11 protein-coding genes and 1 pseudogene are annotated in these 13,077 nt (G+C 46.0%); 6 read left to right on the top strand and 6 right to left on the bottom strand.

Annotated elements, in window-relative coordinates:
- Positions 1–63 precede the first annotated feature (63 nt).
- The 3 genes from EI981_RS04005 to EI981_RS03995 all read right to left on the bottom strand — a co-directional run bounded on the left by EI981_RS04005 (position 64) and on the right by EI981_RS03995 (position 2,801).
- Positions 64–846 (bottom strand): exodeoxyribonuclease III, encoded by a 783-nt coding sequence (locus EI981_RS04005; RefSeq protein WP_126995668.1) that lies wholly within the window; start codon positions 844–846, stop codon positions 64–66.
- Between the two features lie 286 nt (positions 847–1,132).
- Positions 1,133–1,474, bottom strand: a complete 342-nt coding sequence (locus tag EI981_RS04000; protein ID WP_126995666.1) for an antibiotic biosynthesis monooxygenase — start codon at positions 1,472–1,474, stop codon at positions 1,133–1,135.
- Between the two features lie 91 nt (positions 1,475–1,565).
- Positions 1,566–2,801 (bottom strand): purple acid phosphatase family protein, encoded by a 1,236-nt coding sequence (locus tag EI981_RS03995; RefSeq protein ID WP_227011682.1) that lies wholly within the window; start codon positions 2,799–2,801, stop codon positions 1,566–1,568.
- A gap of 195 nt (positions 2,802–2,996) precedes the next feature.
- On the opposite strand from EI981_RS03995, the gene EI981_RS03990 reads away from it, so the two are divergent.
- The 4 genes from EI981_RS03990 to EI981_RS03975 all read left to right on the top strand — a co-directional run bounded on the left by EI981_RS03990 (position 2,997) and on the right by EI981_RS03975 (position 6,892).
- Positions 2,997–3,710 (top strand): polyphosphate polymerase domain-containing protein, encoded by a 714-nt coding sequence (locus EI981_RS03990; RefSeq protein WP_126995664.1) that lies wholly within the window; start codon positions 2,997–2,999, stop codon positions 3,708–3,710.
- A 2-nt stretch (positions 3,711–3,712) separates the two neighbouring features.
- Positions 3,713–4,405, top strand: coding sequence for a DUF4956 domain-containing protein (locus tag EI981_RS03985; RefSeq protein ID WP_126995661.1), 693 nt, complete (start codon positions 3,713–3,715; stop codon positions 4,403–4,405).
- An 18-nt stretch (positions 4,406–4,423) separates the two neighbouring features.
- A complete protein-coding gene (locus EI981_RS29350; protein ID WP_227011681.1) occupies positions 4,424–6,523 on the top strand; it encodes a CotH kinase family protein in 2,100 nt (699 codons plus the stop codon).
- Between the two features lie 111 nt (positions 6,524–6,634).
- Positions 6,635–6,892, top strand: a complete 258-nt coding sequence (locus EI981_RS03975) for a GlsB/YeaQ/YmgE family stress response membrane protein (RefSeq protein WP_126995659.1) — start codon at positions 6,635–6,637, stop codon at positions 6,890–6,892.
- An 80-nt stretch (positions 6,893–6,972) separates the two neighbouring features.
- Here the strand turns inward: EI981_RS03975 and EI981_RS03970 are convergent, their stop codons facing one another.
- From EI981_RS03970 to EI981_RS03960, 3 genes are read right to left on the bottom strand one after another with little or no spacing between them, the layout of a single operon-like run.
- On the bottom strand, positions 6,973–8,589 hold the full coding sequence (locus EI981_RS03970) for a response regulator (protein ID WP_126995657.1): 1,617 nt from the start codon (positions 8,587–8,589) through the stop codon (positions 6,973–6,975).
- A 36-nt stretch (positions 8,590–8,625) separates the two neighbouring features.
- Positions 8,626–9,972 carry an ABC transporter substrate-binding protein gene (locus EI981_RS03965; RefSeq protein WP_126995655.1) on the bottom strand — a complete coding sequence of 449 codons (1,347 nt, stop codon included), beginning with the start codon at positions 9,970–9,972 and terminating at the stop codon, positions 8,626–8,628.
- A 12-nt stretch (positions 9,973–9,984) separates the two neighbouring features.
- On the bottom strand, positions 9,985–11,706 hold the full coding sequence (locus tag EI981_RS03960) for a cache domain-containing sensor histidine kinase (protein ID WP_126995653.1): 1,722 nt from the start codon (positions 11,704–11,706) through the stop codon (positions 9,985–9,987).
- Between the two features lie 160 nt (positions 11,707–11,866).
- Between EI981_RS03960 and EI981_RS03955 the strand changes: the two are divergent.
- A pseudogene (locus EI981_RS03955) lies at positions 11,867–12,291 on the top strand (transposase); the annotation flags it as partial.
- A 211-nt stretch (positions 12,292–12,502) separates the two neighbouring features.
- On the top strand, positions 12,503–13,012 hold the full coding sequence (locus EI981_RS03950) for a GNAT family N-acetyltransferase (RefSeq protein WP_126995651.1): 510 nt from the start codon (positions 12,503–12,505) through the stop codon (positions 13,010–13,012).
- Positions 13,013–13,077 lie beyond the last annotated feature (65 nt).

Genomic DNA, 13,077 nt, shown 5'->3' with positions numbered 1-13,077 from the left:
TTGTACGTGAGCACCGGAGGGCCCGGCTGAATTCAAGATTCGATGTCGATTAAGCTCTCAGTGTTACTTCGTGATCAAAAGCGGATTTTCGCTCATCTCCAAATAGAGCTTCACCGGACAGTGGTCGCTGCCCATCACCTGGCAGTCGATGTCTGCATCCTTCAGGTATGGAGTCAATCTGCCCGAGGTCAGGAAATAATCAATTCTCCATCCAATATTCCGTTCCCGAACCTTTGGCATGTATGACCACCAGCTATAAACCTGCTCACGATCAGGATAGAAATGACGGAAAGTGTCCACGAACCCGGCGCCAAGCAGTTCGGTCATCTTCCCCCGCTCCTCCAGGGTGAAGCCGGAATTGCCGAGATTCGACTTCGGATTTTTCAAATCGATTTCCTGGTGAGCCACATTCATATCCCCGCATACGATTACGGGCTTCCGCCCATCCAACTCTAGTAAATAGCTGCGGAAGCGATTCTCCCATTCCAGACGGTATTCCAGTCGGGTCAAATCACGCTTGGCATTTGGAGTATATACGTTCACCAGGTAGAAATTATCGAACTCCAATGTAATCATTCGGCCCTCTGGCTCATCATTCTCCTCCAGACCGTACCATACCGACAGCGGCTTAATTCTCGTGAATATAGCGGTGCCAGAATACCCCTTCTTCTCTGCATAATTCCAATACTGTTCATACTCTTCTCCAAGCTCCAGTTCAATTTGCCCTTCCTGCAGCTTCGTCTCCTGAACACAAAAAATATCTGCTTCCACTTCTTTAAAATAATCATAGAATCCTTTATTTACGCACGCTCTAAGACCATTCACATTCCAAGATACAAGTTTCATAATGTTCTCCTTGCTAGAATATAAGATAGTCTGATTTTATCATACATTTGCCGCCGGCATCGGTTGAGCTACTGAAACATATTCCCACCAATACTTCCAATAAAAAAACAGCGCCCCCAACCACGGATACGGCGCTGTCTTCTTATTATTCATGTATTAATGCGTGTTCAAAAAGGTCGGTTTTCAGCACCGAGAAGGTTGGATGAAGTTAGGGGCTGATGATGAAATTCTATATCGCAAGAAAACCAACCTTTGAATCGCGGTCGCTCGCCCTTGAATGGCCTCGTTAGAGGTTTTCTTTGGCGGCAAAGGCTTTGCCTTTCTTAACCACGTCAGCGTTATATAAATTTACAGATGTACTAATGATATAGGACGGGGGCTGCTGACCTTTCTTCTGACGATGGCCTTCAATATGTGCGGGGCTCTTCTCCCAATTCTTCCAAGCTTCTTCCGATTCCCAACGGATAACTGTCACTACTTCTTCCTGTTCCTTGCTCTTCTTATTCACCATCACACTAATATCGATCAGACCTTCCATCTCATCCATCGGACCAGGCTGGCTGAACCGTTCAATGACTTTATCGCTGTTTCCCTTTTCGATAAGCATCGTTCTTGTCATGATAAACAATGGCAGTACCTCCGAATCATATAAATATTTTTAATAATTACATCCATCTTAATCGATAATGATTATCATTGTCAATTTTCCCTTATCTGCGCTATCTACGCTGTCTACGCTGTCTAAGCTCGAACCTGTCCAATCGTTGTCCTTCTATATCGTAGGCCTCATAAGTAAGTGAGCTTTTCGTCACCGTTATAGCCGCAAACATCTGCTTATAATTTTGAAAATGCACCTCATGATAGAATTGATCCTGCTTCTTCTCATTGAACTTCTGCCCCGATGCATTTGTCGTTACATATACGGTTCCTTCACCTTCCCCAACGATCTTCTCGTCCTTGATCGAATAGGAGCGGGAATATTCATGATTATGCCCCTGAAGCACCAGATCGACGTTATATTCGTCAAACACCTTAGCCCAGGCTCCAATCTTCTTGTACTGGTTCCCTCCGTACACCGGCCGATGGATCGCGACAATCGTCCAGCGTTTAGCGTTGTGCCTCAAATCTTCACGCAGCCACTCCGTCTGTTCGTCAATATTGGATTCCGTATTCAGCACTACGAAGTGCGCTTCTCCATAATCATAGGAGTAAACTGTTCCCGGCAGGGAACCCTCCGCCCCTTGCTCCGGCAAATTAAAGTGTGCCAGATACCGCGATGCTTCACTATCCACCTGCTCATGATTGCCTGTAACTGGCATCAGCGGAATAGATGGCACCCACTTGCCTGCCGTGGCGAAGAAATCATTCCAGGCCTGTTCATCCTCAGTATTTTCGGTCAAGTCCCCATTATGAACGATGAAGCTCGCCTGCGGGAAGAGGGACAACGCAGTGTCCAAAGTCTTGCCCCACAACTCAAAATCCGTTCTCGTAATCCCCTGTGAATCGGTGACATTTATGAATGTAAATTCCTCTGTATTTGCCGCCTCGGTCGTAAATGTATGCTCCTTGCTCCAGCTGCCCTTACTTCCATTTCCCACCCGGTAAATATAAGTACGTCCCGGTTCTAGCCCACTTACTTCAACTTTATGTGAACTATTCTGTTGCCCGTTACCAATATCGATGACAGCCGATTCCGCCTGATAGGTGAGTACGTCTTTCCCCCTCAAAGCTGAGTTATCAGTACCTTCAGCGATCTGCAAGAGTGCTGCTGGATTCTCATCCTCTGTATACCAGGTAAATGCCCTTGAAGTCCCAGGATCCCCTTTAAAAGTAGTGACCAATGATTTAGGCTGCACCGCATGAACATGCTCCAGCTGGATCATCCCGATAGCACCGGCTAACAGCAGCAGGCACAATACGGGCAGCAGCCATCTATCGCGCATATATTTCTTCATCCGCTTCCCTCCTCGTCTGTCGGATCTTAGAAGTATTCTGTAAGAACTACTACTTTGATTTTTTGCCATTGTCTTACATTTGTCAACGCAATGTAAACAACTTTCAGTTAACGTTCAGGATACGTTAAGTCAAAAATCAGAATCGATTGCTAGGATGATGTTTGTATATCAGAAAGAAAAGAGGTGTCAGAACAAATGAATACCAAACTCAAATACCGCCATGAACTAAAATTTCAAATTAATCGCCATCAGTACTTTATCATCCGTCAGAGACTAAGAAATTTGATTAAGCTGGATGAACATGCCGGCAAAAGTGGTGAATACCATATTCGCAGCCTCTATTTCGACGATATGGACAGTACAGCTCTTTACGAGAAATTAAGCGGTGTACGAGATCGGAACAAGTACCGGATTCGCATATACAATAAAAGCGACTGTACGATCCATTTCGAGAAGAAGATCAAATTGGGCAACTATATCGCCAAAATGAAAGAACCCTTAACCCGCGACATGTATAATTCCATTCTCGCCGGCGATTACGAAGTGCTTAATCAGCCGGACAAGCCGTTCATGATGGAATTGTACCGCCAGTTAACGCAGAACCTGCTTCGCCCCAAGGTAATCGTCGACTACGTGCGCGAGCCTTACATTTGCCGCAACGGAAATGTCCGAATTACCTTTGATAAGGAACTGCGAACTGGACTGAATGCCGTCGATATTTTTGATCCGGACCTGTCGCCAGTTCTTGCCATAGACGATAACCTGATCATTCTTGAGGTCAAGTATGATGAATACTTGCCGGAATATATAAGATCAGCAATCCAGCTGGACGGACTTATTCAACAGTCCACTTCAAAATATGTAATGTGTTGCAAATATTTAAAAACTAACTCATGGGAGGATCAATAGACATGAATACAACGGAATCTACAACATTCAGCGATATTATTAAAAAGTCTGTATTGGGAAACTTCACTTCCGATATTAGCGTTTCTAAAATTCTAATCACACTTGCGATAGCCTTTGTAATAGGATTATTCATCTTTATTCTATACAAGCGAATTTTCAGTGGCGTGCTCTACTCCAAGAGCTTTAACGTATCCTTGATCGGTATGACCATGATTACCGCCATGATCATTATCGCCATCAACTCCAACCTCGTCTTGTCGTTAGGTATGGTCGGCGCCCTGTCCATTGTCCGGTTCAGAACTCCAATCAAGGATCCGACAGATCTTATTTTCCTGTTCTGGGCCGCTGCTGCAGGGATTGTGACTGGCGCTGGGTTCTTTACGCTTGCGATTATCGGATCTGTTGTTATCGGGTTAATCCTGTTCCTGTTTATTAAAAATACGTCCGTGGAAAACCCTTATTTGCTTGTAGTCAACTGTGACAGTGATGAAAGTGAGCAATTGGTTCATAGCCAAATCAGCCAATTTGCAAATCGTTATAACGTCAAACAAAAGACCGTATCCCCGGGCAATATCGAAGTAACGTTGGAAGTACGTTTACGCAAAGGTGAAGGAAGCTTTGTCAATCAAATTTCCGAGCTGGGCGGAGTCAAAAACGCTGTATTGATCAGCTATAACGGCGACTATGTATCGTAATTCACGGAGGTGATGAAGATGAAAGCCAAACTTTCTAATCTTCTTCTATGCCTTTGTTCATTAATACTGGTCTTCGGGGTTACTGCCTGCGATGTCGACAACCAAACAACAACTAATGGGAATACGGGGAAGACGACAGAGAGCACGGTCTCGGAGGAAGAGAAGAAGCTGGATGAAGAGGTTTTTCCAAAAGATAAAGTAGTAGACGTAAAGATAACGATCAATGAAGATGATTTTCAGGACATGCTGGACAATGCCAGCGCCGAGGAAATGAAGATAGCATCCGTTGATTATAATGGCAAACATTTTGATAATATCGGAATTCGGACCAAAGGGAACTTGACCTTGCGAAGTGTCGTGCAAATGGAGGATTCCGACCGCTACAGCTTCAAGCTCTCTTTTGACGAATACGTTAACCAAACGATGAATGGCATCAGCAAAATCAACCTGAACAACAATTATAGCGATGCCTCCTATATGCGTGAATTTCTGACTTATGAATTTGCCGAACAGATGGGGCTACCGACGCCGAAATTTTCGTACGTCAATGTCTACATCAACGACGAGCTCTGGGGATTCTATCTTGCGGTCGAACAGATCGGGGACGCCTATCTGGAGCGTCATTTCGGCAATTCCTATGGCGCTCTCTATAAGGCAGAAATGACTGGAACCGGCAGTGATCTGACCTGGCTCGGGAATGATCCGAGCAGTTACACTGGATTGGTCCAAAAATCCAAAACCTCGGGCGGTAATGTTCTGATCGATATGCTAGATGAGCTGAACAACGGCTCCGATTATGAGAAATATATTAACGTTGAGACAGCGTTGAAATACTTTGCTCTGAATGTTGCCGCGGACAATACCGACAGCTATATCGGCCAAACCAAGCAAAATTATTATCTGTACGAAGATGAAGGTGTCTTCTCCATCCTGCCTTGGGACTATAATATGGCCTTTGGCGGCCTTGGCGGGGGCATGGGCGGCTTCGGTGGTATGGGCGGTATGGGAGCTAAGAGAAATTTGGATGTTATAGGCAGAAACGACGCGGACCAAAATGCTGGAGAGAACTCGAACGGGAACGGAATGGTCGAAGGGAATATGGGCCCTGATCAGTTCGGCGATGCCCCTACTGGCAATCCAAATGAAAATGCCACGGCTCCGGACAATGCCAATGCCCCTGACATCGACAACGGTGATGCAGCCACAGGCAACAATAACAATGGCAAACTGCTGATCGACGAACCGACCCAAGGCGCATTAGCAGATCGCCCGCTGGTAGCCAAACTTCTTGCGGTTGATGAATATAAGGACGAATACCACAACATCCTGAAGGAAGCTATCGAGGGCTATCTGGCTAACGATACATTCACAGCACGTGTTAATGAATTGTCCGAAATGATCAGTTCATATGTCAAGGCGGACCCAACTGCTTTCTACACTTATCAGCAGTACGAGCAGGCTCTACCGCAATTAATAAGCAGCAACGCTTCCCAAATCGAGAACATTGCACAGCAGTTGGACGGTACTATTCCGTCATCAGGCGACGGCTCTGGCAGCGGCGGCATGGGCGGCGGCAGAGGCGGCGCTGGAATGGGTGGTGACAGACCTGCCATGGCTCCGGGCAATGGCGTCCAAGCTGATCAGACTCAACAAGCCGTACCAAGCAATAAATCGAACGCTGATCAGAGCCAACCACAGCAAGGCGGTGCTGGGCAACAAGGTGCACAGGAACAGGAGGCAAATGACGTCCAAATGCCACAAATGCCTAACAATGAAGGCATGGCCGGTGGACAAGATGCACAACAGGACGGGATAGACAACCAGGGCCAGCAAGGAGCTAACAATGCTCCGCAAAACCAAGACCAAGCCGATCAATCTCAGCAAGGCGGAATGGACGGGCAGCAAGGGGATTTCCCACAGTGGAACGGTGAACGTGGTCAAGCAGACTTCGAAGGTGGCTTCCCTGGCGGTTTCGGCGGTCCCGGAGGAAAGGGAGAATTCGGCCAAGGAGCCAACCAAGCCGCAGGAAGTACAAGTGAAGCAATTGCAACTGGCATCTCATTAGTCATAATCGTACTCGCTTGCGTATTCGTAGCCCGCTTCCGCAGAAGAAGATAAAAGCTTGTTTATAGCGATAATTAATATCACCAAATCTCAAAAAACATGTTTAAAACACCCCTTTTTAGTAAATAGTAAATGCAAACCAATTAAAAGCAGAGGTGTTCATGAATGGGGTTTTTATGGTCATTAATCATTGGTGGTGTTATCGGTTGGCTGGCCGGATTAATTCTAGGTAGGGATGTTCCCGGTGGAGTTATCGGCAACATTATTGCTGGATTTATCGGGGCTTGGCTTGGTACCTTCCTGTTAGGGAATTGGGGACCCGTCCTTGGCGGCTTCTACTTCGTACCTGCCCTTATCGGGGCGATCGTGCTTGTTCTAATCGTCAGCATGATAATGCGTTCCATGCGGAAGAACCGTACCTAACTCTCGGAACGGACTTTCCAAAGGCCAAATAGGCCAGCCAAGAATGTTCTGGCTGGCCTTTCTTTGCGTGAACGGAACATTTATATATTGTTACCGCTTCCTGCCTCAAGCCCCTCTTCACGATACTCTGTCGGCGTCCTTCCCGTTACCTTCTTGAATACCTGCGTGAAATAACGCGGGTCCTGATAACCGACTAACGGAGCAACCTGATAGACTTTGACATGACTATTCTTCAATATATATTGGGCCTTCTCAATTCGGTAATTCGTTAAGTACTCCAGGAAAGTGTAGCCTGTCTCCTGCTTGAACAGCATACAGAAGTGGCTGATGCTAAGCCCGGCGATCTCGGATACTTCTTCTACACTAAGGTCCTTATGATAATTATTGTCAATATAAGACTTCGACCTCGTAATGATCACGTGAACATTTTCTTTGGATTCATTCTGTTCTCCTTCGCGAATCCACTTCTCGAAGCTAATCTTCAATAATTGAATCATCTCACTGAGTATGCCCAGAGAATGCAACTCCTGAAGCAGACCCTCCAGAGACCATTCAGGAATTAGATTCATATGTTCAAATTCCCTGTACAACACAACGGTCAACTCGACAATGCTCCGTTCGGCCAATTCTTTGGAGAAGGACTCGTCCTCAATATATGCCCGGGTCTTATCTAGCAATTCCATAAGCTTATCATGGTTCAGCGTGCGAATGCATTCCAGCATGGATGACTCCAGATGCTTCGGATATTTCGGGTCGCCAGTATCGCCGGAGCCCTGCACCAGATCGATAAATACCCCTTCCTCATTACTATAGAAGCGCTGGTACAGCGCTTTGGCCGCGCTCTGATAAGCCTGACTTAATCGCTCAATGCCGGTAACAGGCTGGCTGAAGCCAATGGAGCATGGCAATTTGGTATTTAACTTGATCTGCTGAATAATAGCGATTCCTAGCCGCTCCTTCTCTTCTTTCATCGAACCCGGAAAGAGCAGAACCCATTCTCCGCTATGAAAAGGGAACACCGTGAGCGCCCCTTGGGACAGCGACCATTCACTAAGTATATTACGGATGGCAAACAACCATAGTCTTCGTTCTTCGAGCGACCACACTTTGTTCAGCTTCAAATAATGATCCAGTTGCAGGACTGCCATAAAATATTCTTCTTCCAATTCGCTGTTCTCCAGCCAGCGCATATGCTGCAGCGGGCTCTGACTGTGATTGCCCTCAATCACCTCCGCAAACATCCGTTCACGGGCTAATAGCGATAGTACTTGCACCGAATGCAGCAGCTTATCATTCTCCATCTGCTTCTCCAAGGTTTTCTTGGCGCGAAGGATCATCTCAATCAGCTCTTCATGATCGATCGGTTTCAGCAGATAATCGAATGCCCCTTCCCGCAAAGCCTCCCGGGCATATTCAAACTCTCCGTAGCCGCTAATAAAAATAAATAATCGCTTGGCGTCCTCGGCCAACACTTTCTTCATCAGGGTGATCCCGTCTATGCCTGGCATCCGTATATCACTAATAATTATATGGGGAGCAAGTTCGCGTACGAGACGTAGCGCCTCTTCTCCATTCTGCGCTTCTCCAACAATTTCGAGCTCCAGTTCATTCCAGGGAATCGCCACCTTCAAGCTGCGTAGAATAATGGGTTCATCGTCAACAAGAATAACCCGGTACTTCCCCTCTCTCTGTTCCACCCTACACACCTACCTCCAGATTTTTTTACTCACCCTTTAATGCGGTGAAAAACTTTTTCGCTGCTTCCAATACTGATCTGAGGTTTGTTGAATTTGTTCCAACGCTTCCTTCGGAGAAGTCTGATCCAGAATCATCCCTTCGATCACTTTAAGGAAGGTCTTGCTGACCTCCGGCGATAGCGCATTATCATAAGGTACAAAGGATTGTTTGCTGCCCTCCATCAGTTTGACAACCTGCGTGAATACCGGGCCTGTCTGCTCGGAATCGAAAGTGATCTTCATGGAGGGAATCCGCAGGCCTTCATATACTACTCTGCTCTGGACTTCCTGAGTATAGAACATTTTAAGCAATTCCAGCGCCACCTCCCGCTTACTGCCTTCAAGAGTAGAGGACAGCCCAATGCCAATCGTATAGCCACCCGCCATCGAACGCGGTTGATCCACGCGAAGAGACGGAAACGGGATAACCCCCACTTGATTCTGGAAATCTTCCGTTTCCTTTTTACTATGGAATAAATTAATGTCCCAGTTCCCGTTCAGATACATCGCCGCTCGGCCGCTCGTAAAGGAATCGATTGCCTCCTCGGTTGACAAATCATTGGCCGGCGAAGTGAAGGCTCCTTCTCGAACCCACTTCTTGAAATGCCTAAAGGCTTGCAAATAAGCGATATTATTGAAGCTCTTGTCCGGTTCTCCCTGTGCCAGCTGCTGGATAAGCATCGGTCCAGCATACCGGTCCATTAGATAATGGACATAAATCGCCGCGGGCCATCTCTCTTCATTTCCCAGCGCAAACGGCGTATATCCATAATTCTTCAAGGTCTTGATCGCCGAATCCAATTCATTCAACGTTTTTGGTGGATTAATACCGAGCTTCTCGAAGACAAGCTTATTGTAATAGAGTGGCTCTGCGTTCCCTTCAATCGGCAACCCGTATACATGATTGTCGAAGGTCCATAGTTGTAGATCCTGAAACTCATTCCCGAGCCCATTCTCCTGTACGAATTCCGTTAAATCCATCAGCCGGTTGGAACGAACATAAGGCTCGATTTCGGCCCCGCCAAACAATACGAACATATCTGGCGGCGTCCCCGTTACCATTTCACTCTTCAGCTTCTGTTCGCGGTGAACGGTCTGGTCCATCCCTTCGAAGTTAATCTTTACGTTAGGATGGGATGCCTGATAGGACTCCACGACATCTTCAAAAATATTCAGCATTTGTCGGTCATGCTCCTTGATCCAGAAATGCCGGAAGGTCAACGTTATTTTCTCGGTCTGAGGCTCCTCAATGGGTTCACTTCCATTTGCGATAATGATTAATACTGACACGCCCAGTACCAATGCATACAGAACAATCCAGCCCCAATTCAATAACCACTTCATTTCTCTCCCCCCTTATGGCACCATCTTTGGAATACGGATTCGGATGATTGACCCAAATCCAGGGGAGGAACAAATCATAATGCCGTAATATCCGCCGAATTGAAGATGAAGTCGCTCGTGGACATTTTTCAACCCTACGCCGTTCTCCCGATATTTCTTAAGAGTGCTCCAATCCTTACTCCATAGGCTTAGTAGAGTACTCTGATCAAAGCCCGGCCCATTATCTCTGACATCAATGACAATATCATCTCCAGACTCCCCAGCCGTGATCGAGATAATTCCGTTCCCCTCCATCGGTTCTATCGCATGGTACAATGCATTCTCTACGATAGGCTGAACAATCAGCTTCTGTGTCTTATAGAACTTCAACTCCTCTGGCACTTCAATTTGATAGGAGAACTTGTCCTCAAATCGGAACTTCTGGATGTCCATGTAATGACGAACATGCTCCATCTCCATCGCTAACGGAATCATCTCCTGATTCTCGCTAATGCTTATGCGCAGCAGCTTTCCAAGCGAGACGACCATTTTGCTGATATTCCGGTTCCCCTCCAGCACGGCCATCGAATTGATTGATTCCAGCGAGTTATATATAAAATGTGGATTGATCTGCGCCACAAGAGCCTGCAGTTCAACCTCTTTCTTGCGATTCTGCTCCTTCTGGACCTGTTCAATCAGCTCGACGATCTGTTTGCTCATTCGGTTGAACCCATCGATAAGCAGATCACGCTCATCATCCGCCTTGACAGAGGTCGTAATCGGCACGAAAATACCTTGCTGAACCCGCTTCATCCCGTTCACGGCACTAATGATGCTACCGACCAGCCGGCGGACGAAGAAACGGTCGAACAGAAAAGCGGAGATCAGTGAGACTAACACCAGAATGACTGCGATATTGCGGATCGAGACGGACTCTGAAGCAATCATACGGCTGGGTGTAATGGCTGCCAAATACCAATCCTTATTATAGGAAGGCAAGTATGTGATCAGCGACTTCTCGCCAAGATAGTTATCGACGTAATAGCCCCGTTCATTGTCATAGCCGTCAGCCAGGAAGGGAAATTCCGTCGCTTCCCCAATATGACTGCCCGACTTGTCAAACACGATCTTCCCCTGCTTGTTCACCAGCAGGATATCTCCCTGCTTCAATGTCGCCGCATCCCAGAATACTTGATCGAGCAAATCCGGCTTCACATATATGACAACAGCACCGATATCCTCAAGCGAGTAATAATCTTTAATGATCCTTGCCTGAATCAGAACCGGATTGCCCGCAGCAGCAGACCCATTCTCGCCTGGCCCAACCCATATAGGCCGGCCCTCAGCCTGTCTCATGGCCTCGAACCAGCTCTGTGTGCTCAATTCCCCGAATGACATAGCTTCATTGTACTGATACAACAGCTTATTCTTGGAATAGAGCCCGAAGGAAGTAACCATCGGATGGTTGATCAAGTTGTTAATATCCTGCTTCTGCTCATACGTAATTGCAAAATCAGGCTGCTTCAGCGTCTTCTGAATCGCTGGTTGTGTAATCGCAGAATTCGAGATCGTCGTAAGCTCGCTAAGTGCAAACCTCAGCTTCCGGTCGGTCTCTAGTAGAGATACCCAATAGAAGTTGCTTGATTTCTTCTCCATAGCGTGAGAGAAGCTGTAATATGAAATCGATCCCATCAGGATTACAGGGATAAATACAAGAAGAATAATAGCCAGCAAGATTTTACGACGGAGCTTCATCTGCGCCCTCCCCCCATAATCTACTAACTCTATTTATTCTTCGTTACTGACTTATTTTCCTTGCAGTTGTAGAGAATCCATCAGCTCTTAATAGCCCCTGGCATAGAATTGGAGACAGCCACCCCTTATTTACTTTTTGCAGTCACGAACCAAAGGAGTTGCGGTTCCTGGGCGAGCGATTGATGAGATCCAAGAGCAAAAACATAAAGATGGGCTTGTTTGCCCACATTGCAAAAACCTATCTGTCGTGCAATTTGGAAAGTACGCTGTAAAACACGTACTGGAGAGGTTAAACGTCAACGTTACCGTTGTAAATCCTGTCTCCAAACGTTCAATGACCTTACAAACACCCCTCTGCAACGAACGAGAAGACCTCCTATTTGGGTTCGTTTTATTGAATGTATGATTGAGGGCTTTTCTCTGAGAAAATGTGCAGAGCAGTTAAACGATGAGGTCACGCATGTCACCTTGTTTTACTGGCGACATAAGATTCTCTCTGCTCTAAAACAGGTTCCTACTGAAGCATTTCAAGATATTGTTGAGATGGATGAGACTTACTTTCTGTACTCGGAAAAGGGCAAGCGACGGGCAATTTAGCTTATTTTTAATTTCTAAAAAAGGGGGTTTCTTGAATCGGTCGAATATTATGTTAGATTGGCATTTGTTTCATTTTGAGGGGAGTGATGTGGTATGAAAAATATCCAAGCTTTGGTGGTTGTTACTGGAAGAGTTTTGTTTTAGTCACAGAGGAGAACCCAAAATTCCTCTGTGAAGTAAACTTCGGGAGGAATTTTCTATGGTGATTAATCTAAAGCCAGTGTCTGTTGAGAACTGGTATGAGTGTACACAGCTTAAAGTAAAGACAGAGCAACTTAATGTTTTTCCAGCACCAGTTGTTTATTGGATTGCAGAATCTAAATATGTTGATGATTTTGAATTGCGTGCTGTTTATCGGGATGATGATTTAGTCGGTTTTATTGTTTTTTGTACGAAACCCGATAAGGACGAAAACTACTGGATACCTGCCATAATGATTGATGAGAAGTATCAGGGCAAAGGCTACGGTAAAGCGGCAATGGAAAAGTTGATTGAATTAATGAGTATGATGAACTGCAAGAGATTGATGATTGGACATAGACCCAATCATCAAATTGCTGAGTGCTTGTATGATTCATTAGGATTTAAAAAAGTCAGTGAAGAAGTAGTAGATGGTGAAATAATACGTTTACTTCAATCGTGTAACAAGACCATTGACTGTCGGCACTTGTCGACAGTCTTTCTTACGCTAACGGATACGATAGCATAATAAAGCCGCCCTGGTAAAAAGGCGGCTTTATTATGGTCAATTATCAACAGTAGAATTTAACATAG

The sequence above is a fragment of the Paenibacillus lutimineralis genome, assembly GCF_003991425.1.
GTDB lineage: Bacteria > Bacillota > Bacilli > Paenibacillales > Paenibacillaceae > Fontibacillus > Fontibacillus lutimineralis.
This window is presented reverse-complemented; position numbering and strand designations above follow the sequence as displayed.